This is a genomic window from Clostridium thermopalmarium DSM 5974 (assembly GCF_002995795.1).
Lineage (GTDB): Bacteria > Bacillota > Clostridia > Clostridiales > Clostridiaceae > Clostridium_H > Clostridium_H thermopalmarium.
On sequence record NZ_PVXN01000065.1, the window covers coordinates 59366 to 84242 of the forward strand.

Annotated in this window: 22 protein-coding genes; 1 reads left to right on the forward strand and 21 read right to left on the reverse strand. The window is 30.6% G+C overall.

Annotation, left to right across the window (positions count from 1 at the left end; genetic code table 11):
- Positions 1–47: 47 nt before the first annotated feature.
- From def to CPAL_RS12575, 16 genes are all read right to left on the reverse strand, one after another.
- Positions 48–515, reverse strand: coding sequence for a peptide deformylase (def, locus tag CPAL_RS12500; RefSeq protein WP_061857183.1), 468 nt, complete (start codon positions 513–515; stop codon positions 48–50).
- A 215-nt stretch (positions 516–730) separates the two neighbouring features.
- The gene (locus tag CPAL_RS12505) at positions 731–1402 is read right to left on the reverse strand and encodes a V-type ATP synthase subunit D (RefSeq protein WP_061857184.1); all 672 of its coding nucleotides are present in this window, start codon (positions 1400–1402) and stop codon (positions 731–733) included.
- 2 nt (positions 1403–1404) lie between these two features.
- Positions 1405–2787, reverse strand: coding sequence for a V-type ATP synthase subunit B (locus tag CPAL_RS12510; RefSeq protein WP_061857185.1), 1383 nt, complete (start codon positions 2785–2787; stop codon positions 1405–1407).
- Positions 2780–4558 (reverse strand): V-type ATP synthase subunit A, encoded by a 1779-nt coding sequence (locus CPAL_RS12515; RefSeq protein ID WP_061857186.1) that lies wholly within the window; start codon positions 4556–4558, stop codon positions 2780–2782. The genes CPAL_RS12510 and CPAL_RS12515 overlap by 8 nt, the downstream gene beginning before the upstream one ends.
- An 18-nt stretch (positions 4559–4576) precedes the next feature.
- The gene (locus CPAL_RS12520) at positions 4577–4885 is read right to left on the reverse strand and encodes a V-type ATP synthase subunit F (RefSeq protein WP_061857302.1); all 309 of its coding nucleotides are present in this window, start codon (positions 4883–4885) and stop codon (positions 4577–4579) included.
- A complete protein-coding gene (locus tag CPAL_RS12525; RefSeq protein ID WP_061857187.1) occupies positions 4878–5879 on the reverse strand; it encodes a V-type ATP synthase subunit C in 1002 nt (333 codons plus the stop codon). The genes CPAL_RS12520 and CPAL_RS12525 overlap by 8 nt, the downstream gene beginning before the upstream one ends.
- 15 nt (positions 5880–5894) lie before the next feature.
- On the reverse strand, positions 5895–6488 hold the full coding sequence (locus tag CPAL_RS12530) for a V-type ATP synthase subunit E (RefSeq protein WP_061857188.1): 594 nt from the start codon (positions 6486–6488) through the stop codon (positions 5895–5897).
- A 22-nt stretch (positions 6489–6510) separates the two neighbouring features.
- Complete coding sequence (locus CPAL_RS12535; RefSeq protein WP_061857189.1) at positions 6511–6996, reverse strand: V-type ATP synthase subunit K; 486 nt, start codon at positions 6994–6996, stop codon at positions 6511–6513.
- 54 nt (positions 6997–7050) lie between these two features.
- Complete coding sequence (locus tag CPAL_RS12540; protein WP_061857190.1) at positions 7051–9003, reverse strand: V-type ATP synthase subunit I; 1953 nt, start codon at positions 9001–9003, stop codon at positions 7051–7053.
- Positions 8990–9325: an ATPase gene (locus CPAL_RS12545; RefSeq protein WP_242862593.1), complete on the reverse strand. Its 336-nt coding sequence runs from the start codon at positions 9323–9325 to the stop codon at positions 8990–8992. Before CPAL_RS12545 ends, CPAL_RS12540 begins: the two co-directional genes overlap by 14 nt.
- Before the next feature lie 238 nt (positions 9326–9563).
- Positions 9564–11354: a B12-binding domain-containing radical SAM protein gene (locus tag CPAL_RS12550; protein WP_106024756.1), complete on the reverse strand. Its 1791-nt coding sequence runs from the start codon at positions 11352–11354 to the stop codon at positions 9564–9566.
- Positions 11347–11865 (reverse strand): hypothetical protein, encoded by a 519-nt coding sequence (locus CPAL_RS12555; RefSeq protein WP_061857193.1) that lies wholly within the window; start codon positions 11863–11865, stop codon positions 11347–11349. Before CPAL_RS12555 ends, CPAL_RS12550 begins: the two co-directional genes overlap by 8 nt.
- Before the next feature lie 133 nt (positions 11866–11998).
- Positions 11999–12712: a zinc dependent phospholipase C family protein gene (locus CPAL_RS12560; protein ID WP_061857194.1), complete on the reverse strand. Its 714-nt coding sequence runs from the start codon at positions 12710–12712 to the stop codon at positions 11999–12001.
- Positions 12713–12747: 35 nt separating this feature from the next.
- Complete coding sequence (locus CPAL_RS12565; protein ID WP_061857195.1) at positions 12748–14064, reverse strand: PQQ-dependent sugar dehydrogenase family protein; 1317 nt, start codon at positions 14062–14064, stop codon at positions 12748–12750.
- Positions 14065–14871: 807 nt separating this feature from the next.
- Positions 14872–15684 carry a hypothetical protein gene (locus CPAL_RS12570; RefSeq protein WP_061857196.1) on the reverse strand — a complete coding sequence of 271 codons (813 nt, stop codon included), beginning with the start codon at positions 15682–15684 and terminating at the stop codon, positions 14872–14874.
- Between the two features lie 17 nt (positions 15685–15701).
- Positions 15702–16082, reverse strand: a complete 381-nt coding sequence (locus CPAL_RS12575) for a hypothetical protein (protein ID WP_061857197.1) — start codon at positions 16080–16082, stop codon at positions 15702–15704.
- 681 nt (positions 16083–16763) lie between these two features.
- Between CPAL_RS12575 and spoVB the strand changes: the two genes are divergently transcribed.
- Positions 16764–18281 (forward strand): stage V sporulation protein B, encoded by a 1518-nt coding sequence (gene spoVB, locus CPAL_RS12585; RefSeq protein WP_106024757.1) that lies wholly within the window; start codon positions 16764–16766, stop codon positions 18279–18281.
- Positions 18282–18445: 164 nt separating this feature from the next.
- On the opposite strand, the gene CPAL_RS12590 is transcribed toward spoVB, so the two are convergent.
- The 5 genes from CPAL_RS12590 to CPAL_RS12610 form a co-directional block, all read right to left on the reverse strand.
- Positions 18446–20083: a putative polysaccharide biosynthesis protein gene (locus CPAL_RS12590; protein ID WP_061857200.1), complete on the reverse strand. Its 1638-nt coding sequence runs from the start codon at positions 20081–20083 to the stop codon at positions 18446–18448.
- Between the two features lie 12 nt (positions 20084–20095).
- Entirely contained in the window at positions 20096–21058 is a 963-nt protein-coding gene (locus CPAL_RS12595) for an RluA family pseudouridine synthase (RefSeq protein ID WP_061857201.1), read from the reverse strand.
- A gap of 102 nt (positions 21059–21160) precedes the next feature.
- Positions 21161–22339, reverse strand: a complete 1179-nt coding sequence (locus CPAL_RS12600; RefSeq protein WP_106024758.1) for a M20 metallopeptidase family protein — start codon at positions 22337–22339, stop codon at positions 21161–21163.
- Positions 22340–22354: 15 nt separating this feature from the next.
- Entirely contained in the window at positions 22355–24343 is a 1989-nt protein-coding gene (locus tag CPAL_RS12605; RefSeq protein ID WP_106024759.1) for a cell division protein FtsA, read from the reverse strand.
- Between the two features lie 121 nt (positions 24344–24464).
- Positions 24465–24758 carry a hypothetical protein gene (locus CPAL_RS12610; RefSeq protein WP_061857204.1) on the reverse strand — a complete coding sequence of 98 codons (294 nt, stop codon included), beginning with the start codon at positions 24756–24758 and terminating at the stop codon, positions 24465–24467.
- Between the last annotated feature and the right edge of the window lie 119 nt (positions 24759–24877).

The window sequence follows — 24877 nt, forward strand, 5'->3', positions numbered from 1 at the left end:
GCTCCATCCTTCATAGTGAACAATCTATAAGCACAATGATTTTATTCTCATTCTTGTTCCAATTTATACATCTTCTTTGCAATATCCATATAAAGAACTCCATCTAAGTGATCTGTTTCATGACATATAGCTCTAGCCATAAGACCTGAAGCATCATATTGAACAATTTTTCCTTTTTCATTCATTCCTGTTACTATAACTCTTCTTGGGCGCACTACTATACCCTCATAACCTGGGTAGCTTAAACATCCTTCTGAATCTTCATATTGTCCTATTTTCTTGACTATCTTAGGATTTAGCAAAATAATAGGTTCTTCTCCATTTCTTAAATCTATTATAAAAGCTCTTTTTAAAACACCTATTTGAGGAGCAGCAAGTCCAATCCCATCTGCATTGTATAAAGTATCCTTTAAATCCTGAATTAATTCTAAAACCTCATCATCTATATTTAAAATTCTTCTGCTCTTTCTTCTTAAAAGCTGGTTATCTGCCTTAATTATTTCTCTAACGGCCACTATAACTCCTCCCTTCTTTTAATTGTGCATTTAATACTATTATATATGGTAATAAGAATGTTTTCCAGCATTAAATTAGCAATCCATGAGCAAGGAAGATTTATAAAAAAAGACAAAGTCTAAAAATAGCTTTTGCTTATTCCTAGACTTTGTCTTTATTTCGCACTAATTGTTAGTAACTATCTATTAGTTAATAAAAATGCTTTGCGTTTTTATTATACTGATCCTGCTGCTACTGAGTTAGAATCATTTTCTTTCTCAAGCATACTCTTAACCTTCATAAGTCTTGTTAGAGCTCCTCTTTCATTTTCCTCTAGCTTCATTTGAATATATCTTATAGTTTCTTCAAGTTGAGGAATTGTCATGTATTCAAGAGCATTAACTCTTCTTCTCGTTTTTTCAATTTCATCAGCCATTAGCTGACAAGACTTTTCAACTTCTGCAAGCTCTAATAATTTTGGAAGAATGCCATAAAGTTTTTCTATAGCTCCATCCAATTCTGAAGAAGTACTAGCATATCCATAAGGATATATACTTCCTTCATCATCATCTAGCTGCCTTTTAAACTCCATTTCTGGAACATTGACGCTCATTATATTTTTAGTCTTAACATCTACAGTTATGTGCTCTTTTGGAAAAGCTATGGCCTCTTCTAGCAGCTCAGAGGACATTAGAGCTCTTGCCATAACAAAATCTTTAAAGGAGCCACTTAGCTGCTCTTCTACGCTTTTTCTAAGTTTATTATTATATTTAACAAGATCTATAAACCTCCTCATAAGCTCGTCTTGCTTATCCTTCAAAAGTTTATGACCTCTTGTAGCAGTAGTAAGCCTTTTTTTAAGTCTTGTAAGTTCCATTCTAGTTGGATTTACATTTAATCTAGGCATGGTTATTCACCTTCTTTTGCATCTAAATATTTCTCCAAGTATTCGTCTCTTATTCTCTTAAGTTCTGTTCTTGGAAGAATCTTAAGAAGTTTCCATCCTAAATCTAAGGTCTCTTCTATACTTCTATTAGTTGTAAATCCTTGTGATACGTATTCTTTTTCAAAGGCATCAGCAAACTTTGCATAAGCTTTATCTGTATCAGATAATGCTGATTCTCCAAGTATAACAGCAAGTTCTTTTGCCTGTTTACCTTGTGCATAGGCTGCAAATAGCTGGTTCATAGTATCAGCATGATCTTCTCTTGTCTTACCTTTACCTATACCCTTATCTTTAAGTCTTGATAGTGATGGTAATACATCTATTGGAGGCATTACGCCTTTTTTGTATAATTCTCTTGATAAAATTATCTGTCCCTCTGTTATATATCCTGTAAGGTCAGGAATTGGGTGAGTTTTATCATCTTCAGGCATTGTAAGTATTGGTATTTGTGTTATTGAACCAGGTTTTCCTTTTACTCTTCCTGCTCTTTCATATAATGTTGAAAGGTCAGTATAAAGATATCCTGGATATCCACGTCTACCTGGAACTTCTTTTCTAGCTGCTGAAACTTCACGCAAAGCTTCACAGTAATTTGTCATATCTGTCATTATTACAAGTACATGCATTCCCTTTTCATAAGCTAAATATTCTGCAGTTGTTAGAGCTATTCTTGGAGTTGCTATTCTTTCTACCGCTGGATCATTAGCAAGGTTCATGAATAATACTGCTCTATCTATAGCTCCAGTTTTTGTAAAGTCCTGTATAAAGAATTGTGCTTCTTCAAAGGTTATACCCATAGCTGCAAATACAACAGCAAATTTAGCATCAGACTTTAAAACTCTTGCCTGTCTTGCTATTTGAGCCGCAAGTTCAGCATGAGGAAGACCAGATCCTGAGAATACAGGCAGCTTTTGTCCTCTAACTAAAGTATTAAGCCCATCAATAGCGGATATTCCTGTTTGAATAAATTCTGAAGGATAGTCTCTTGAAAAAGGATTCAATGGTTCTCCATTAATATCTCTTTTTTCATCTGGAATTATCTTTGGTCCTCCATCTTTTGGTCTTCCAAGTCCATCAAAGACTCTTCCAAGCATATCCTCTGAGAGTCCAACTTCGAGAGGTCTTCCAAGAAATCTAATTTTTGTTTCTTTAAGATTTATTCCAGTAGAACCTTCGAACAACTGTATTAAAGCTTTATCTTGATTTATTTCAAGTACTCTCCCCTGCCTTATTTCACCAGTTTGAAGTTCTATTTCAACAAGTTCATCATAAGTTGCTTTTTCAACCCCATCCACTAACATTAAAGGCCCAACAACTTCTCTTACTGTTTTATATTCCTTAAGCATTTATAATAACACCTTCTTCCGCTATTAACTTATCTATAGCCTTCCTTAATTCCTCTCCTATAGCATCAATCTTATCTAAATCTGTTTCAGGGATATATTTAGCTCTTGCTATTTTATCTCTTATTTCTCCCATACTTATTATCTTATTTAGATAAACCCCTGATTTTAATGCGCGTTCTGCTTCATCTTGGAATGAAAGAACAAGCTTTAACATTCTGTACTGTTTATCTAAAGACGAGTAAGTATCAACATCGTGGAAAGCATTTTGCATTAAATAATCTTCTCTTATAGATTTTGCAACTTCAAGTTTTAATCTGTCACCTTCAGATAATGCATCTATACCAACCAATCTAACTATTTCTTCAAGATTTGCTTCTTCTTGAAGAAGTGCCATAGCTCTTGTTCTTAGCTCCACCCATTCTTCAGATACATTTTGATTCATCCATTCCCCTATGCTTTCCAAGTATAGAGAATATGAATTTAGCCAGTTTATAGCCGGAAAATGCCTTTTATAAGCAAGCTGGGAATCTAGTCCCCAGAAAACTTTAACTATTCTAAGTGTTGATTGTGTTACTGGCTCTGAAAGGTCTCCTCCTGGAGGTGATACAGCACCTATAGCTGTAAGTGCTCCTTGTCTTCCATCATTTCCAAGAGCTATTACTTTACCTGCTCTTTCATAAAAGTCTGCAAGTCTTGATCCTAAGTAAGCAGGGTAACCTTCATCACCAGGCATTTCTTCAAGTCTTCCTGACATCTCTCTTAGAGCTTCTGCCCAACGTGATGTTGAGTCAGCCATAAGAGCTACAGAATATCCCATGTCTCTAAAATATTCTCCTATGGTTATTCCAGTATATATTGATGCTTCACGGGCTGCAACTGGCATATTAGATGTATTAGCTATAAGAACTGTTCTTTTCATCAAAGATTCTCCAGTTCTAGGGTCTTTAAGTTCTGGAAATTCATTAAGAACGTCTGTCATTTCATTTCCACGTTCTCCACATCCTATATACACAACTATTTCAGCATCTCCCCATTTAGCAAGCTGATGTTGTACTACTGTTTTACCACTTCCGAAGGGTCCTGGTACACATGCAGCTCCACCTTTTACCACTGGGAAAAAGGTATCTATAACTCTTTGCCCTGTAACAAGAGGCTCTACTGGGTTTAGTTTTTCAGCATATGGTCTTCCCTTTCTTACAGGCCACTTTTGCATCATTGTAATTTTTTTTATTCCATTTAAAGTTTCAACTTCTGCTACGGTTTCTTCTACTGTGTAGTCTCCTTCTGAAATAGACACTATCTTACCTTCTATTCCATAAGGAACCATTATTTTATGATTTACAACAGAAGTTTCTTGTACACTTCCGATTATATATCCAGATTTAACTTCATCTCCTACTTTTGCAGTAGGCACAAAATGCCACTTTTTATCTCTAGGCAGTGCTGGAACTTCAACTCCCTTTGTTAAATAGCTTCCAGCTATTGCGGCAATGCCTTCAAGAGGTCTTTGAATTCCATCAAACATAGATTCTATAAGTCCTGGTCCAAGTTCTACACTTAATGGTTCTCCTGTAGTTTCAACAGGAGCTCCTGGTCCAAGACCTGTGGTCTCTTCATAAACCTGAATGGAAGCTTTATCCCCTCTCATTTCTATTATTTCACCAATAAGACGTTTTTCACCAACTTTTACAACGTCGTATATGCTAGCTTCTTCCATACCCTCAGCAATAACCAAGGGTCCTGAAACTTTTATAACTCTTCCAGTCTTCAAGTTCTTTCCCTACCTTCCTTATAAAATATTAACTCCTACCGCTTTTTCTACATTGTCTTTGATTCTTTGCATACCGATGTTTAAAGATCCTTGATTGCTTGGAATCAATATAACTGCCGGAAGCGTTTCTTTATTATATCTTTCTATGGTTTCATCAATTTCTTTAGCTACCTGCTCTGTAACAAATATGACTGCATACTTTTCCATAGCCATTCTATCTATAGTTTTTCTTGCCTCATCAGGTTCTATAACAGGATATACATCTATTCCGATTGCTTTAAAGGCAAGCACTGAATCTTTATCTCCAACAACTCCTATCTTATACATATATATCACGCAGCCTTTCTCTTATTACATCAGCGTCAATATTATTAAGTTTACCAACCATAATTATTCTTAAAATTCTAATTTCATTTTCCTTTGCAAATATATATGCAAGTAATGGTTCAATTCCAAAAGCAACATACTTTGCATCTTTTATAAAATCCATAATAAAATTGTCACTTAACTTTTCAAATGTATTTAAACTATTTGATTGAGTATATTCCTCTAGACCTGATTTCACTATATCTACATAGTCAGAGCTTTGTAACTTAACAGCTATATTTTCAATACTTCCATTTATCATCTCAATCAAATCATTCTTATTTATCTTTCCATCTTCTAATAAAACCTCTTCTAAAAACTTTCTTCCCTTATTTTGCTTTTTTACCCTAACAAGAGTTCTTATATTGATTAAATCTATGTTCATTTCTATAAATTTTATTAGATATGGTTCATTTAACTCTAATGCTCTATAATACATATCCTTATACATAAATTTATCAAGGATTATATCTATTTTTTGAGGGTCTTTTTCTTCTTCAAAACTTTCTCTTGCCTTTTCTATTCCCTCTCTCATTATAGAAGTTAATTCTCTATAATTCCTATCTATTATATAACTTTTTAATTTGGTCGGTTTTACAGTACCCACAGGTATTAAAAGTTCACTAAAATCTTTATTTAAGGCTTCTCCCTTTAAAATAACCTTTATATTATGATAATCATATCTAAGACTCATAATGTCTATTAATTTTTTATTTGGTGATATTTCATACATAAAGGAGTATAGCCTTTTTAATTCTTCACTTAATATAATTTCATATTCTTCAGGTCTTTTTATATTGTCCATAAGTGAACCATATGCTGTTTCTTGTAATATCTTAAAGGCCTCATGAGCTGAGGCACTATCAACTAATCTTTCTATCTTAGCCCTATCTAATAACCTATTTTCAATAGATCTTATTCTTGGTACAGCCTGAACATAATCTATGCTACTCATTGAGCTATCCTCCTTTTAGCTAAACAAAACACTTGCTACTTCAGCCTCAAGCTCATCTCTAGAAGATTTAATTAAAGACTCAAAAGTATTGTTTATTCCTATACCATTTTTAGCTATAATATATCCTCCACTTAGATTCTTCTTAAAGCTTAATTTTAATTGTCCTAGCTTACCTTTAGCTTTTAGTGCTTTGTTTACTTCTTCTATAAATTTAGGAGTCACTGCACTATTGTTTTCGTCTACTATAACCTCTTCATCTCCATCTATATCAAGAGACAAAATACTATCCTTCATAAACTTTAAAAATTCTTCCTGTGGGAGAGCATTTAGCTTTGTAAGTGCAGCTTTGAATACATTATCAAGAGTTTCTCCTTTTGCAGATAACTTCATGTTTCTTGCTTGAAGATGAGCATTTGAAACAATTCTTTCTGCTCTTATTTTAGCTTCACTTTCTGCTCTTGATAATATTATTTTCTTTTCTTTTTCAGCTTCAGATACTTTTTTATTTATCGTGTTTTTTTCTTTAATTCTAGCTTCATCTACTATTTGTTTTGCAGTAGCCTCAGCATCCTCTATAATCTTATTAGTTAAATTATTTATATTAGACATGCTTTCCTCACATCCTAACTGCTTATATATTGAATACTAATAATAATGATGTAACGAATGCTAACAATGCATATGTTTCAACCATAACTGCAAGAACAACACCCTTTGTTGAATGCTCTGGTTTTTTTGCTAATATATTCATACCTGCTGCTGCAACTCTACCTTGTAAAACAGCTGACTTCAATCCACCAAATGCTATTGGCAATGAAGCTAATACATAAGCTAAACCTTGAATAGTTGTGATTTCTGGACTTCCACCTAAAATGCCGCTGTTTATCATTATTAAAAGTCCTATAACAAATCCGTATAATCCTTGTGTTCCTGGTAATAATTGTAAAATAAGAGCTTTACCAAACTTATCTGGATCTTCTGTTATAACTCCTGTAGCTGCTTCACCAGCAAGACCAACTCCTTTTGCTGAGCCTATACCTGACATAACTGCTGCTAATACTACTGCTAAAACTGTTAAGCCTAAACCTAAATTATCCATTATCCATTGTGAAAACATAAATCTACTCCTCCTAATATAAATATTTTATTTTTTAATATAATTTTTTAATAATTATTTTTCATTTACTATTTCAAAGTATTTTGACTGAGCTCTAAGAGGTTTAAATGTTTTTCCTCCACCTTCATAGAACTTTCCAAAGAATTCTAGATATTGAAGCCTATTTGCATGTACATAAGCACCTAAAGCATTGATGCCCATATTAAACAAATGACCTATTATGAAAATTATTGGTCCAACAATAAACTTTGCTGCTCCTGGTAGTAAATTGATCATAATATTAAATGCATTTCCAATAAATCCAGTAGCAAGACCTAAAGCTAAAAGCCTTGAATAGGATACAAAGTCACCTATATATGAGGTTATTCCATAAACTCCATAAAGTCCTCCTCCTAGCTTTCCTACTATGGTCTTCGCATCTCTTCCTTGAGTTAAGAACAAAGCAATTAATCCTCCATAGAGCATCCACTTACTTATGGATGGCATAACTCCAACAAGCATTAGTATGCCTCCTATGAGAGTTATATACCAGAATCCAACATCAAACAATGCGTCAATATATTTTTTATCTCTTATTAAAAGATATGCTTTCATACCTAATCCAGCAAAAATATGAATTCCTCCTAAAGCTAGAGATAATACCATAACTTCTATAATACTATTTGCAGGATCCAGTAATTTTGGTATGCTCTTTGCTCCAAATAAGCTTATAGGTGCATCTCCAAACCAGCTTCCATAGATTCCTCCCCAAAATATGGTTGAAATTCCTAGGAATAAGAATAGCTTCATGTTATTGCGCATGGCTTTGTTAAGTTTAAAAAACATTAATGCAATAGCCGTACCTATAACCAATAGAACTCCATAGGCTGCATCAGATAACATCATTCCAAAGAATACTGCATAAAAAACTGACATTATTGGAGTTGGATCTACTTCACCATAGTTTGGTAGAGAGTACATTTCTACTATGTTCTCAAAAGGTTCCACGAAAGAATTATTTTTTAACAATATAGGAACTTCATCATCTTCTTTTGCATCTTCAAATTCTAAATAGTAATAATCTCCTGCCACTTCTTTTATTACCTCTTCAAGCTTATTATTACTATCTACTGTGTTCCAACCTTGTATAACTACAATGGTATGAGAATTTAAAAAATTTAAACTAGCTTTTGCTCTATTTAATTCATTAGAGTAGTATTCATACAATAATTCAATATCATCCATGTATTTATTAAGTTTTTTTGTATTTGATGCTATTTCTTTTATTTCACGTTCTATTTCTTTAATTCTCTTATCATAATCTTGTATTATATTTTGTGGATTACCATTATAGTTAATTAAAGCCTTAGCAAACCCATACTTTTTTAGTATATCTAAAGTTTTATTCTTTTCCTCTTTTAGCATCAATACTAATACGTAAGTTTCATCTCTACCTTCATTGATTATTTCAACATAAGAGTAATTAAGTTCTCTTTCAAATTCTTCAGTAAATTTATCTTTTAAGTCTTTAGGAATTGATCCCAAAAAGCTTGTAGAAAACTTTAATTCTTTTAATTCTTCAAACTTTGCATCAAAGTTTTTCCAAGGAAGTAGATTCTCTATTTCTAATTCTAATTTGCTTTTTTCGTTAATTAGAGAGTTTCGTTTTTCTTCTATAGTCCTTAATTCTCTATAAATACCTTGCCAGTCAATTTTCTTAACTGATTCATCTAATTCTTCAAAGGTTATGGTTTTTTTCCCTTCTTTAAGTGATTGTAAAACACCTTTCTTTTCAATATAAGGACTTAAAAAATCAAAAGCAAATTTAATCTTAGATAATTCATTTTCTATTTCTAGAATCTGCTTATCTGCAGCAGTCTTTTCTAAAAACTTCATTTCTTCATTTTCTAGTTTAGATTCAAGATTTACAAAATGTACGCCTTGGAACTTTTGTAAGTTTTTCAGCAAAGCCTCCTTGTCTTTTTCAAAGGCAAACAATGTAAACTTATTCATTTTAACTATTGCCATTGATATTCACTATCCTCTCAACCACTAAATTGACTGCCCTTTCTAATTTTTCTTTAGAAATATTTTTTATATTTTCTGCTTCAATTTTCCCATTTTCAATTATGGGAAGAGCATCCTTTTCTGCACTAGCTATTGCATCATCTAATATCTTCTTAGCTTCATTTTTAGCTTCGTTTAAGATTCTTTTATACTCGCTAGCTGCTTTTACATCAGAATCTTTTATAATCTGATTGCTATCGCTTTGAGCCTTTTTAATAACCTCCATAGCTTTTTCTTCTGCATCTCTTATTTTCTTTATAGCTTCTAACGCCAAACATATCACCACCTTCTAATTTATTAATAGATTTATTTAATATTTAATTAGCTTTGCAAAGTATAACATGTAGCGCTTAATGTGGTATTAATAACAACTTAGCACAATTATAAATGGTGCATATAAAATTTTCAAAGTCAATATCAACTATATTCAGAAAATTTAGTAAGATTTTTTGATGCTAACATGGTTTTTCTTCAAAATTCGCTATTAATTTATTTTTTATTAATTTATTTTATTTACTTTTTTAAATTAATTCTGTTACATCCGTTACACTTTTTGTTTTATTCGTAATATCCTCACAATATGCTATATATATTTTTCTTTTTAAAATCTCTCCTGTTTTTATAAAATGTAATATGTCTATATTGAATTTTTCCACATGAAGTTTATTTTTATCAATTCCTAAATTTGAATTTAAAACTTTTTCTCTTATCTCCTTGGTCCATCTTTTTCCTTCTCCATCTTCTAAAAATTCTGGTATCCATTTCTTTTTATTAAACATAAGGTAATCGTATTTTATTATATCTTTTAATGCATAGTTACTGTCCTCCTTTAGTTTTTCACTATTAAAGTCTAAAAATACCTTGTAGTATTCGGCATTAGAAATATTTCTACTAAAATATCCTTTTTCATAGAAAAATATTCCCAAGCTGTAATAAAAGTCAAATGGATTGTCAAATTTCAATTCAAAATACTTTAATATGGTTTTGAATTTACCGGAATTATAATATTTATCAACCATGGCTTCTACCTTTTTTAATTCTAGTAGTTCCTCATAGCTTATATCCTTAGTTTTTAATATTTCATAAGGAGGATAAGGTGAATATTTCATTCCCCATATATCTTTTTCTTCTATCATTGGAGAACCTTTTAATATTTTTAAAAATCCTAGTTGTATTTCGTCTGGTCCAATGGAGTAAACCTCATTAAATGAATTTTTAAATGACTCAAAATCTTCTCCTGGAAGGCCAGCTATCAAATCTAAGTGTTGACTTATATTGTTAAGTCTCTTGATTTCTTTTACTTTTTCTGCCACATCTTTAAAGCTTATATATCTATTTATATTTTTTAAAATTTTATTATTTGTAGTCTGGACTCCTATTTCAAACTGAAATCTTCCCTTAGGAGCCTTTGATAAAACTTTAACCTGATTGTTTGTTAAAACACTAGCAGATATTTCAAAATGAAATTTAGTTTCTGTATCTTGATTTATTAAAAAATTCCATATATCAGTGGCAAATTTCTCATCGCAATTAAAGGTTCTATCTACAAATTTTACAAGCTTTACTTTTTTATCTATAAAATATTTTAATTCTTCTTTTATCTTTTCTATATCTCTAAATCTAATATTTCTATCTACAGAAGATAAACAATATTTACATCTAAAAGGACACCCTCTAGAAGCTTCATAATATACTATCCTATTGTCCAAATTATCATCCTCATCATAAGGAAAAATCACTTGATTTATGTCTAAGTTGTTTTTAATTCCTCCATAAAATACTTTTTTTCCTTCTTTATAAAAAAGGCCCCCTATTTTAAGGAATGGATTTTTTTCTTCATCTATAATATTTGTTTGATTATTAACTAACTCTTTTTTATTTGATAAAATTCCTACATTATTATAATGTAGATTTTTTTCATATATTTTATACTCAATTAACTTTCTAAAGGTCCCTTCTCCTTCTCCTTCAACTAAATATTCTCCCGGATTATTTTCTAAAAACTCCTTTCCATCAAAGCTTACCTCTGGTCCCCCATAAATTATTTCTATATTATCATCTACTAATTTTATGAGTTTAGATAATGTCTTTACCATTTCTATATTCCATATATAGCAAGAAAAAGCTATAATATCAGGTTTTTCTCTTATAAGTTCTTCTAATATTCTCTCAGCTCTATCATTTATTGAAAATTCCATTATTACAGGATTATAATCTAAATCTTTGGTATATGCTTTTAAGTACCTAATAGCTAAATTAGAATGTATATATTGTGAATTAATTCCTACTAATAAAACCTTTAGTTTATTCATATTTAACTCTCCTTTTCTTTTGTGCCTTTATATAATAAATATTGTCTAAAGACTTAAATTCCACTATATTAAAAAACTCTTCTATTAATTTAAGGATTGTTTTTGAAGAAGTATCTTTTAATAAATTCATATCTTTAATCTCTATTTTTTTAGAGATTCCTTGAGGCATTATTACATTGATTTTACCAAAGAAAGTCTTTCCATATCCCTTATCTATATCCCATATATAAATGAACCCATCCTCCTTTAAATAATTGTAGATTTTTTCTATTAAAATCTTTCTACTTATTTTAAATATTATACTGCTAAAAGCTAAAAACATTACACAACTGTCATAGAAGTTCTCCTTTATATTCTTAGCTTTATCCCTACCATCTATATACTCTACATCAAACTCTTTATTCTTACTTTTATATATATTATATACTATACCATAATTATCCGAAGATATATCTAAAATTTCACCACTAAAGTACTGTTTCTCCAGGTCTATTACTATCTCATTTTTCATTATTTCTGCTCCTCTCTTCTCTTATGTTTATTACCTTATGTTATATATTTTTCTACATAAAAAAAATATTTCCTCCAATTAATGGAAGAAATATTGTTTCTACACTGATTTATATTTATATATACTTCAATTCTTAACAATCTATTTTACATCTAAGTTTTTCATAGAAGTCCAGCATAAACCCTGCTGTAGTTATCTGGGCTTCCTGTATAATCATAGATGCAACCTTCATGTATCTTTCATCTCTATCTTGTATATTTTTAAATTTAAGATAGGCTGAATTTGCCAGCAAAGCATTATTTTCAATATAATCCTCTAAATTATTATATCTTTTTATATTTTGTTTTGTTTCAAATGAGTGCCCTAATGCTATATTCTTTATTATAAATAATTCAAACTTCCTATGACTTTTTAGAAGTCTATTGTTTACATGATGAGGAACTGTTGCATCCTGTATTAAGTGACATGCTGCTCCAAGATAAAACATACTCATAGCCACATCTCCATGCTCTAAATATCTAAACGATAAAGTATGATAGTATCTGCACTCATCAAGTAAATTAGAAAATCCATACAAACCTCTTTTTTCTGTAAGATGATAGAAGTGATTTGTGCTTTTAAAATCTTGATCTGCCCAAACTACTCCATCATTTATACTATCAATATAAATGCTATAACACTTATATTGTCTTACATATCCCTGGTTTTTCAAAAGTTCTAAAGCTTTATTATTTATATATTTATGTGTCATGCAGTGAGTATTTATTATCATCTTTTTCACAGGATTAACCATCCTCATAAATCTTCTAACGGTTTTTCCATACAATTTTTCAGCTTTTGTTATCATATTCATTACTCCAATCTTTTAAGCTAATGTATATACTATTTTTTATTTTCAGATTTGATTACAGTTATTTTCAATATAGTTATTATCATCATTATACTTACAATGAATAAAAAATACAATATAGGTTTAGTCGATATAGATTCTTTATTAATATTTTTTAAACCTAAAGCATACATATTACCTTCATTATAATCTAATATTAGAATTTGATTTTTTATATATTTAATACTAGAAATTTTACTCTTGTCATTAAATTTCAATTTTTCATTTACTAAACCTGCAGGATTTATACAGTATAGTTTTTGCTCTTTACTTTCATAAAAATAAACAGAATCCGGCTCTCCAATTTCTCCTTTCTTATCTACAACTAAACTGTTTAAAGTTCCTAAATTATTGTGAACATAAATAGGAGCACTTGGATTTGTAGTAGGATGGTTATCCAAAATGAAAGGAACTGTTTTATTATTTCCATCTTTAAATCTAGGAGAGTTAACAGGATCTCCTCCACTATAATCCGGCCATCCATACCAAGTTTTTGACTTTATTACATATATATAATCTGTATCTCCCTTTATAGGTCTTAAACCTCTATTTTCCATACCACCTACAGATGCTATCATTCTTCCTCGACTGTCAAAATCTAAACCTTTTACATTTCTTATACCCCATGCATAAGTGGCACAAGCTCCAGTTTGTAAATTATACATTATTATAGAAGCATTTCCTGGAAAATGACCTGGTATAATCTGACCTTCTATGCTCTTACTTCCACGGCTCAAAAATGCACCAGTAGTTCCATTGTCAAAATTTATTCCTCTTAAAGTAATTCTATAAGGAGATATATCATGGCTAAAAGGATTAGTCTTAAGCCAAATATTATCATCTCCTACTACTCCTGAATTGGTTGCAGCCCCTATGGTTACATATAAATAATCATTATTTATCCTTACTATGCTATCTTTATAATCTCCAAAGTTAGGTAAGTTTCTTATTATTTCTACTACATCTTTACTATGTAAGTCGTAAGTATATACAGAGCTATTGCTTGAGAAATAAAGTTTGTTTTTATAATATTCTATACTATTTATATTCATATTACTGTTGCTAAATATATTCATACTTCTTCCATTTTTATCTATAAGCTGTATTTTGTCTTTGTAGGCTATGTAATAGTTTTTTTCTTCATCTATAGTAAAATCTACTGCACACTTTAGTCCTTTATATTTTAATTCTACACTTAGGTTATTGTCCTTTAAAATTATATTATAATCTTTAAAGCAATACCTTTTTAAAAATATAATAGATGCAGTGAAGATGACGATTATTAATAATGGCTTTAAAAAATTTTTCATATTCCCTCCAAAAAAAATTCCTCTTATCTAAAATATATTTTTTTAGATAAAAGGATATGTATGAATCCATTATGCAGTTTTAAAATTTCAGGTTACTACTATATTTCGAATCTATCTTATTTTATTAATATTAGGCAAAATTGAGAGATTTTAATGTAAATATATCATTAAACTTTTAACAAATTACTAATAAGTATTAAAAAATCAAAATACAACAGCTCTACTCGTACCTTATATTTTTTTAATTATTATTTAACTTTTATACATATTGTTTATTTTTTAACATAAATAGGGTTAAACTCCTTAACCCCACTAATTACTATTTCCTCTTTAGCTATGATAATAACGGACAATGGAACTATTTTGCGACTTAAAATAGTTCCAAATGGAGGCGCCAGAGGCACAGTGGAGAAGTTTAAAGAGTTTAGGCGCTGCGCTGAGTTTAGGAAGTATTGAAAAGATTATCCAAATATACTAAACTTCATAGACTCATAAACTATTTAAAATGCTTTTTTCTCTACTTTCCTTTGACATCATAAAAATTTCGATGAATTGGTGATATATTTAAACATCACACATGGGTTTGCATTGTAAAAAGCGTTGAACAAGCAATTAGAAGCTCTTTTATTTCTGGATTTAAAACACCGTAAGAACCTTCTATTGTTTGAGCAACAGCAAGTTTAGAAGGTTTAGAAGTTTTAAAGCCAGAAATATTAGAGCTTATCTGCGTAGTGAAACTTTCTTAAATGCAAATGCAATGCGTGATGTTACACATAAGAAAATTGCATTACAATTTTCTCATGTTATTTAGCAGCTGCAGAATATTTTTTCAGTTCTTTTGCATTCACAAAATAAAATATCAAATCCAAATACAACAGCTGTTCCTAAAAGTGCTCCTGAACTTGCTGCACTTTCTGCCTCATTTTCATCAACTAAAGTTTCAGCCTCACTTACAGATTCCAATGCAGAACCTAATGCAAAAGCAAAAGCAACTCCATTGCAATTGATATCTTGTCCTATCTCCATTTTTGAGAAGTTTCTTCTTCTAATAGTTCTTTGATTTTGTTGTGGACCCACTATATCATAAAGTTCCTTTTCTAGTTTCATCATTTCAACAGCGTCTGCTTTTATTTCATTTATCATTACTTGTACTTGCTGCACAGTTTCTCTAAGAGTTTTATCATTTTCTATCTCTTCTGATACACGTATATTATTATTATTTTTCAAATTCTCTAATGCATCATAAAAGCCTTCATTAATTTCTTGCACTCCAACCTGTCTGCATCTATCACATTTACATCTAGTTTTAGAAAATCCTGCAACTGTAGCAACAAACCCAGCCGCTATAGCAAAGTAAATCCCGAAATTTGGCCCGTAAAAATCATCTGCAAGCCCCTCGCCTAAAAAAGTAGCAAATTCTGCATTACTCATGCTTCTACAGCTTGCACTACCACCTTCTGAATTACTCCTGTAAGTTATAAGATTTTGCTTATTGTTTTCTTTAGTTTTTATTTTTTTTATTACATTATCTATTAACTTTATTTTATTTTTTATATCCTGCTCAAGCTCTTCTATTTCTTTCATTATAATTTCTTCCGATCTTATTTGACTATTTGCCACGATTTATACACCTCCCATTATAATTTTTTGCGACAGCAAGGAACAGGTTTAACTATAAAACAACGTCTCTTATCATCTTTACTTCTTAGAATACTTAAAGATATAGCAAAGGTTGTTTCCCCTTCAGCTTCGCCTGCAGCTACAGCTACATTTTGTGTGGAAAGAGATAGAGTGTTACTATTTTCTCCTACTGCATCAGCAAAAGCGAAACCCTCACGCTTTACATTGTCATCACACTCCTTACCTATGCCATATCCATTTCTTTCATCTATTTTATTAAGATTGTTTTTTCTTATTTTCATTTCTTGAAATCTTTCTTTCATTTTCTTTTTAAAATCTTCTAAATATTGTTCAGCTTCTTTTGTTGTTATTTTTACTTCTTTAATTGAATCAGCCAAAGGATACATCTCCTTTCAAATTATTGCTTGTCCAATATTATAATATGTAGCTTATTTGTTATTTGTCATAAGAAAGGGATTTCTAAGTAAATTACTCCAAGTAGAAATCCCTGAAAGGTTGATTAAAAAAATTTTATTCATGTCTTTTCTCATAATTTATCTTAAAAAAGTAAGGTACTATCATTATAATGATAAAAAATAGAATTCCATTAAAATTCGTGTCCTCTACAAAGGTTTTTCCTATTATCATCCAATATATTAAAGTTAAAATAACCTGAGCTCCTAGGTATTCTTTAGATTCTTTTACCACTTTTTTATTAAATAAAAAAGTGCTGAGCAAAATATATGAGGATACTATAAAAATTGATATAAGAAAAGAGTAAAGTGAGCTAGTTATGATATAAGAGCAGTATAATAAGACAGAAAAGATGAGTACATACATTAACCTAGTGCCAGTTCTATATTTATGCATAAATTTCCTCCTATGCACTTGTTATAACCTATTAATAATATTATATAACATTTTTTGGAAATTTATTTCATAAATATTATTGTTTATCATATCTATGTATTAATATCTACATATTACCAACAGTGATTTATTTATTAATTTTAGAATATAATTTGCCTTATAAACATAATTATTACTGTTACTAATTGAAATTTAAGGAGTTGCAATAGATGAAAAAGGACAAATTTTTAAGAAATTCTATTTTTCTTACGCTTTCAAATTCTACAACAGGAATATTAAAATTCGTATTTTCTATTATCCTCTCTAGAGAATTAGGAGCTGAAGGTATGGGGCTTTATGCTATTATAATGCCTATATACGATTTATTTTCTTGTCTTGTATGTGGGGGGATGGTTACAGCTTTATCAAAACAGGCCTCATCATTTTATAGCAGAAGAGATTATGAAAACTTACATAAATCTATCCATGTTACCATGATATTTGATCTTATATGGACATTAATAGTAGCTGTGTTAGTTGCCTTAAACTCCAATTACATAAGCACCAATATAATAAAAGACAGCAGAAGCTTACATAGCCTTTTATTAGTTTGTATTGCTTTAGTCTTTGTAGCTCTTTCTTCTATAATAAAAGGATATTTTTATGGAATATCTAACGTAATGACCCCTGCCTTAATAGATGTACTTGAAAAAATCGTTAGAATAATAGTTACAGTATTTGTTATAAGAGCATTGCCTATTAAGGAAATTGAGAATACCGTAACTGCTGTATACGCCGCATTAGCCGCAGGAGAATTTGCAAGCTTTGTACTTCTCTATATCTTCTATAGGATGAGCAAAGCAAAAGATTTTATGCATATTTATAACGCTTATCCCACTGAAGGAAGTGCCCAGCTTTTATTTGATATTTTAGTTATGTCAGTACCTTTATGCATTAATGGATTTTTGACAACAGCAATTTCTACGGTTTCTACACTTATACTTCCAAGGCGTCTTTTAATTTCAGGTTTTAGTCACAGCGATTCTTTAGCAATGATTGGAAAGTTTTCTGGCATGGCTTTAACTATAATATTCTTTCCACTTGTGGTTATAACATCTATGTCCATAGTACTTATACCAGATCTTTCAGAAAGTATAGAAAGAAAGGATTACATAGCACTTGAAGAAAGAATTCATCAAGTTCTTAGAATTTCTTTTTTACTTGGCATTTCTACTCTAATTATTTGTTTTAGTATACCAAATGCCCTTGGAAAACTATTTTTTGCAAGAGATGATCTAGGAGCCTATATAAAATTTGCTGCTCTCTCTGCTCCTTTCGCATATATTTCCGCTACTACATTTAATATATTAAACGGCTTAGGAAAACAGGGAGTTCTTCTTAGAAATTCTATAATCACTGCAGCTTTAGAATTAGTACTTTTATACACCCTTACTGCAATTCCAAGTATAAATATCTTTGGATATGGATTAAGTTTAATTATAACAACAACTACAGGCCTTATCATGAATCTATACGAAATAAAGAAAAAGTACTATATAGAATTTTCTCTTGAGAGCTTATTTATAGATATGCTAATGAGTTTACTTATTTATTTTATATTAAATATAATGAATAATTTAATACCTGATGTTTTTTTTAAAACCAAAACCATGTTCATGGTAATAGCCGGATTTCTCATATTCTTCTTGTCTGTTTCTTTTGTAAATAAAACCTTAAAAATCAACTAAATCTAATTGACAGTAACTCATGTCCAATTATGACTTTTATACTGCAAAACTTCAATATAAAATAAATGCTGAATTAAGCTTAGCTTAATTCAGCATTTATACTTTTTACTAATACATTAACTTTTAACTTGTCCTCTAAATTTCCACATTACATTTAAAGCTTTCTAACTGTTTTCTAAATAATTCTCATTTATTTTCTTTAATACTGATTTAGGTATAAGCCTAGTAAATTTAGACGGAAGTTCTTCCAAGTCTTTTCCCGTTATTCCTCCAGTTAATGCTAGTCCGTATAAGTATGTAGCTACTCCTACGAATATAGAAATAATAGTTGCAATAGCATTATTTTTATATACTGATGAGAAAGATCTTAAAAGTAAAGTATCTATTGCAAGGTATGTTCCATATACTATAATCCCCATTAATGCAGAGGACATAAATGGCTTTGTAAAATGTTTTATTATATTTACTCTAATTTTTAAAGTTCTATTTATCATTCTATAATTAAGCACCATCGGTATTATAAAGAATACCATATTTCCAAAGATAGCTCCTAATATATTGACCTGAGGAATTCCTACCAAGAAATAATTTGTTACAATTTTACCTATAACACCAAACATTGTAAAAAGGGTTGAAGAATACAATTTACCAATGCTTTGAAGTATAGATGTTTGAATTAAAACTATTGAATTAAGTATTAATACTATGGAACCATATAGTAAAAATACCCCTCCCTGCTGTTCCTTGAACAATAGTAAAAATACACCATCATGCAATACTGCAAGTCCTACTGCAGATGGAACTGCTACAAGAAAGCAAAATCTAAATGCATAATTTATTTTATCCTCTACACTGTTTTTATCTTTTAAAGAATATAATCCGGATATAGCCGGAAGTATAGAAGCTGCTAATGCAGAAACTAAGGTTATTGGTACGCTTAATAGTGTTCTGTACATACTGAATAGCGCCCATTTTTCATTACTTGTTACCTCTCCAAGCCCTGAATGTAAAAGTCTTCTCTTAACAATAGCTAAATCTATTACATCTCCTGAATACTGAAGTCCTACACATATAATCAAAGGTAATCCAACTTGAAATATTCTTTTTAATATCTGATTATTAGTGTGCCTGCTTTTGTCCTTTTCTTTATAGCCCTTTGGAACTTTAATAACCTTATTTTTTTCATAGATTACAACTAGATAAACTGCAGCAACCAAGGCTCCTAATGAAGTTCCTAGAGTTCCTCCAGCAGAACCCGCCTCTACACCATATCTAGTCATAAGCATAGATGCAAATACTAAGGTAAATATGGTATTTATTATCTGCTCTAATATTTGAGACTTAGCTGTAGGAGACATATTTCCTCTACCTTGAAAATACCCTCTATAAGAAGAAACTATGCATGTAAAGAAAACAGTAGGTGCCAAAGCCATGATAGACAGCTTAGACTGTTCAAATCCTACAAGTTTCGATAAAGGCCCTGCAAATATAAACATAAATAAACTCATAACAGTACCTAAAGCTAACATTATAAATCTAGCAATTTTGAAACTTTTTATAGCATCTCTATAACGCCCCAAAGCAATATATTCAGATACTAGTTTTGATATAGCTACTGGAATTCCAGAATTTGCAAGAACATATATCCAAACATATATCTTATAGGAAGCCTGATATATACCATATCCATTTAGTGTAATTATTTTTTTTAAAAAAGGTATGTATAAAAGGGACAATAATTTTACAATTATCCCTGCTGCTGACAATATAGCAAAGCCTTTTGTAGTTGATTGCTTTTTCATACTAAAACTCCCTTAAAATTTTAATACGTCATTTTTAATCTTTTTAAATATTGGAGGAAGTGTTTCTGTTATTGTTTTATTTTCCATGTACGAAAGTTCTTCTGGACAATCTCTAAATATTAGTTTATAAGCATATAAAAATTGAAAACTTAAGCCATATTTATTATGAAAAAAACTGTTTAATTTTCTATCCCCATACTTATCATCCCCGACTATTGGATTTCCTAGGTATGCAAGATGAGCCCTGAGCTGATGGCTTCTCCCTGTAATAAGCTCTATTTCTAATAGAGAGTAACTTCCTACTGTATCCATAACCTTAACTTCCATAGATATTTTTTTGCTATTAGGCTTTTTATCCTTGAATATTTGAGATATATTATTTATCTCATCCTTTAATATATATGCTTCATACATACCTTCTTTTATCTTCCCTTTTACAAGAGTAGTATAATATTTTTTTATCTTTCTTTCTCTTATCATCTCATTTAGTGACTTTAAGCTCTGAAAGTTCTTTCCATATATAACAATTCCCGAAGTATTTCTATCTAACCTATTGCATGGTGCCGGAGTAAAAGTAACTTCACTTTCAGGGTTATAATCACCCTTTTCATACAAATAAGAAAGTGCATAATCTGTTAAAGTAGGTTCACCATTTTTTCTATCAGAGTGAACTAAAATTCCAGGCCACTTTTCTAAAATTAATATATTTTCATCTTCATATGTAACTTTCATGGAGCTAAAGTCTACTTGTTGAAACTCTTTAGGCTTTTTCGCTTTATTTGACTCTAAATACCTGACTTCTACTATGTCTCCTTCTTGCAGATAGTAATTTTGCTTTACTTTTTTTTCATTAACTCTTATATCTCCCTTTCTAAACGCTTTAAATATAGCTCCTAAAGGTACATCTTTAAGCCACTTTCTGCAAAACTTATCTACTCTTTGTCCTGACTCATTTGCTCCAATTTCAATTCTCATTTTATACCTCCGTATAATATTGCATCATATTATTTTATTTTCAACACTTTTCGACACAACATAAAAAATTATATATCATCAAATATAAGTTTACAACCAAAATTACTTCTTTTTTTCATTCAAGTATCTTAATGCAGTTTGACAGTGTATTGCTACTCCAACTTTTATACATTCTTCATCCACATCAAATAAATTGCTGTGAAGAGGATGTACTATACCTCTTTCTTCATTTCTTATTCCCAAATAATAAAATGCTGATGGTCTCTCCATGGAAAAATAAGCAAAGCTTTCAACACCCATAACAGGTTTTTGAAGCATAATAACATTTTCCCTAGTAATAACATCCTCTGCTGCAGCTTTAAGAACATCTACTACAGAATCTTCATTATAAAGGCAAGGATAGCTTTCCTCTATTTCTACCTCGCATCTTCCTCTCATAGCCTTTGTTATTCCTTCAACTACCTCTATCATTCTCTTTTTCACATATGCTCTGTGTTCTGTGGTCATGGTTCTTATTATTCCAGATATCTCAACCTCATCTGGTATTATATTTTGAGCTGTCCCACCATGAATAGAACCTATGGTTATAACAGCGGAATCTGTCGGAGGGATTTCTCTGCTTACTATATCTTGAAGCGCAGTGATCACATTAGCACTTATTACTATAGGATCAACTGTACTGTGAGGATAGGCTCCGTGTCCTCCCTTTCCCATTATTCTAATTTTAAAAGGATTAGATGCTGCATTTACCACATCTCTTTTTATTCCTATTTTACCCACTTCTATATTAGGTTCTACGTGAAGTCCTATTATAGCATCTACTTTAGGATTTTCTAATATTCCTTCTTTAATCATGTGTATAGCTCCACCTGTAGTTTCTTCTGCTGGTTCAAAAATAAGTTTCACGTTTCCATTAAGCTTATTTCTCATTTTATTTAAAATTTTACCTGCCCCTAAAAGTATTGTTGTATGAACATCATGACCACAGGCGTGCATTTTTCCCTCTACCTTAGAAGAATAAACGCAGCTCTTTTTATCTTCCATAGGGAGAGCATCCATGTCTGCCCTTATGCCTATAGTTTTCTCTCCATTTCCTCTTATAATACCACAAATTCCGTTTTTTGAAGTTTCAATGTACTCTATACCCTCTTTTTCTAAAAATTCTTTTACTTTGCTTACAGTTCTATTTAAATCAAAATCTGTTTCTGGGTTTTGATGAAAGTCTCTTCTTATACTTACTAACTCTTCGCTTATTTCTTTAGCCTCTTTTAAAAAATCCATATACCTATATCTCCCTTAGTCTTTTTCCCAAAATATTTTTATAATATCTCCATTTTTAAGTTCGTCATAGTATCCAGCTTTATTATCATTTAATGTGAGCATTAAATTTCCTTTAGGCCTACTTAGATCAAATTCTATATGATTAAACACATCTACAAATGCATACTTTTCTTTTCCACTTAACACTACTAGTTTATCATTGACGTAAACTCGAATTTCTTGACTTTTAGGAGAATTATTTGTAACTTTCTTCTCCTCTTCATCTAGTTTTGCATATATACGATCTCCCTCTTTAATTATATATGATCTATCTATCTTCTCATCTTCTAAATAGTAAATATAATTATTATATTCCATATGATAATACTTTATGTAATCCTCTAAAGTTTTAGGGAGGATAATCTGAACTATATCGCCTTCATTAATGTTATCCTCAAGATTCCCTCTATTTCCATTTATAAATACTACTGGTTCTATATTTTGAATAATATCATTCAGGTAAAAGCTTATAGAATTTATACTTTTAATATATTCTAAAACTTTAGGAGAAGCGTCCTTGCCATTCTTCGCAAAAATAACTTCTATATTATCTCCTTCTTTTACTTCTGTATCTATGCTTGCATTTTTTCCATTCACTAAAATCTCTGCTCCTTGCCCTAATGAACCAAAAGCAACTCTTTTAATTCCATTTAGAGTAAATCTTATATTTTTACCATTCTTCCCTATCAACATCTTATGACTTATTCCAGCCTGCAGCATTACATCCATAACAGTATGCTTATGTGAGTTAAATAGACTTATTACTTCATTATTTAAAGTAACATTAATAAAATCGTTTCCTGATTTCTTTATTGCGTTCAGCGCAATCCCAAGCACAGTTACACCAGCACTTCCTAAAGCTTCGTCATATCCTATACACTCTTCAACAGCATCTCTTCCTTTAATTGCAACCCTTTGAATTGGTAAGTTCAACTTTTTGGCTAGAGCTTCTTTTAAATATGGAGTATGTGCCCCTCCTCCAACTAAAAATACCACACTCGTAGCTTTTCCACCATTTAAATCAATGATTTTTTTTGATATCTCATCAGTTATCTTATCTACTACTGGTTCTATAATTTTAATTACATCTTCTGGAGATGCTTCTCCTTCAAGTCCTAAAACATCTACGTACTTTGAAGCTTTGCCATTGGCTGCATCTCTTTTTATGACTTCTCCAGTATTAAAATCTACTAAATAATTTTGTACTATGGCTTCAGTTACCTCATCTCCAGCCATAGGCACCATTTCATAAGCACTTATGCTGTTATTGCTGCTTATAGCAATATCAGAGGTTCCAGCTCCCACATCCACTAGAGCAATATTTAGAAGCCTTAGTTTCTGTGGAACTGCTGCCTCCATAGCAGCTATAGGCTCTAGAGTCAAACTCATCACGTTTAACCCTACTTTATCCATAACAGTATAAAGACTATCTATTACTGATTTAGGGAGAAAAGTAGCTATAACTTCTACAGAAATCCTCTCTCCTTTTTGAGAAAGAAGGTTTGAAATTAAATATCCATTTAAATAATAGTTTTTTACACTGTATCCAACACAATATAGTTTTCCTTCAGTTTCCTCATTTATTTTCTCTTCCGCCCTTTTTACTGCTGTAAGCTCCAAACTCCTTATCACTTCTCTATCTATTTCTTTATCATCATCTATCTCAATTTCTACTTTTGTATCTGTAGTTCTTAAGAATCTGCCTGCTGCTGCAATAGCTGCTTCTTTAAGATTAATATTTATTTCATCTTCAATAGCCTTTTTCACAGCCTTCACTGAATTTGCAACTAAATTTATATCATGAATCTGTCCATCTATCATAGCTCTTTCTTCATGTTCTATATATTTTTCACATATTACATTAAACTTTTTGTCTTTAACCACACCAACAGTTCCTATAATAGAACGAGTTCCAATATCCAAGGCAAATATTATATCCTTAGGATTTATGTTTAAAACGCTCATATATTATATCTCCCTCTTTTGAAAGCAATGTAAAAGCTCATATTCTAAGAATATGAGCTTAATAAAATTATATATTATACTGTTGTTTTATTCAATAAACATACTGCCAACTTTTACATTATTAATCTACCAATTTTAAAATATCAGAGTTTTCTATTACGTAAGGAAGATTTTTTACTATGTCATATATATACATAGCTTTTCTTTCTTTAGCTGCATCATCTTTAGATACTTCTTTATTACATAGCATTTTACACCAAAAATCTACGAAATCTTCCCTATTTATAAATTCCATACCATTTTCTTCTCTTACAACAAACCCACCATTGTATCTTTCAACTATGTTTAGGTTTTCTAGCTCATTTTCTAATATTACAACTTGAGCATCTTCCCACATTTTTTTAAAAGGAACCACTTTTTTCACTCTCCATTTAAATTATTATAGTCTTATTTAAATACTATACTTACAATAATAGTTTAGCATATTCATTATAAATACGTCAACACTTTTACCTTTGCAAACTATATTATTCT

Coding starts and splice junctions, on each gene's coding strand:
- CPAL_RS12505 (WP_061857184.1), bottom strand. CDS start 1,402: ATGCCTAGATTAAATGTAAATCCAACTAGAATGGAACTTACAAGACTT.
- CPAL_RS12510 (WP_061857185.1), bottom strand. CDS start 2,787: ATGCTTAAGGAATATAAAACAGTAAGAGAAGTTGTTGGGCCTTTAATG.
- CPAL_RS12520 (WP_061857302.1), bottom strand. CDS start 4,885: ATGTATAAGATAGGAGTTGTTGGAGATAAAGATTCAGTGCTTGCCTTT.
- CPAL_RS12525 (WP_061857187.1), bottom strand. CDS start 5,879: ATGAGTAGCATAGATTATGTTCAGGCTGTACCAAGAATAAGATCTATT.
- CPAL_RS12530 (WP_061857188.1), bottom strand. CDS start 6,488: ATGTCTAATATAAATAATTTAACTAATAAGATTATAGAGGATGCTGAG.
- CPAL_RS12535 (WP_061857189.1), bottom strand. CDS start 6,996: ATGTTTTCACAATGGATAATGGATAATTTAGGTTTAGGCTTAACAGTT.
- CPAL_RS12540 (WP_061857190.1), bottom strand. CDS start 9,003: ATGGCAATAGTTAAAATGAATAAGTTTACATTGTTTGCCTTTGAAAAA.
- CPAL_RS12550 (WP_106024756.1), bottom strand. CDS start 11,354: ATGAATAAACTAAAGGTTTTATTAGTAGGAATTAATTCACAATATATA.
- CPAL_RS12555 (WP_061857193.1), bottom strand. CDS start 11,865: ATGAAAAATGAGATAGTAATAGACCTGGAGAAACAGTACTTTAGTGGT.
- CPAL_RS12560 (WP_061857194.1), bottom strand. CDS start 12,712: ATGATAACAAAAGCTGAAAAATTGTATGGAAAAACCGTTAGAAGATTT.
- CPAL_RS12565 (WP_061857195.1), bottom strand. CDS start 14,064: ATGAAAAATTTTTTAAAGCCATTATTAATAATCGTCATCTTCACTGCA.
- spoVB (WP_106024757.1), top strand. CDS start 16,764: ATGAAAAAGGACAAATTTTTAAGAAATTCTATTTTTCTTACGCTTTCA.
- CPAL_RS12590 (WP_061857200.1), bottom strand. CDS start 20,083: ATGAAAAAGCAATCAACTACAAAAGGCTTTGCTATATTGTCAGCAGCA.
- CPAL_RS12595 (WP_061857201.1), bottom strand. CDS start 21,058: ATGAGAATTGAAATTGGAGCAAATGAGTCAGGACAAAGAGTAGATAAG.
- CPAL_RS12600 (WP_106024758.1), bottom strand. CDS start 22,339: ATGGATTTTTTAAAAGAGGCTAAAGAAATAAGCGAAGAGTTAGTAAGT.
- CPAL_RS12605 (WP_106024759.1), bottom strand. CDS start 24,343: ATGAGCGTTTTAAACATAAATCCTAAGGATATAATATTTGCCTTGGAT.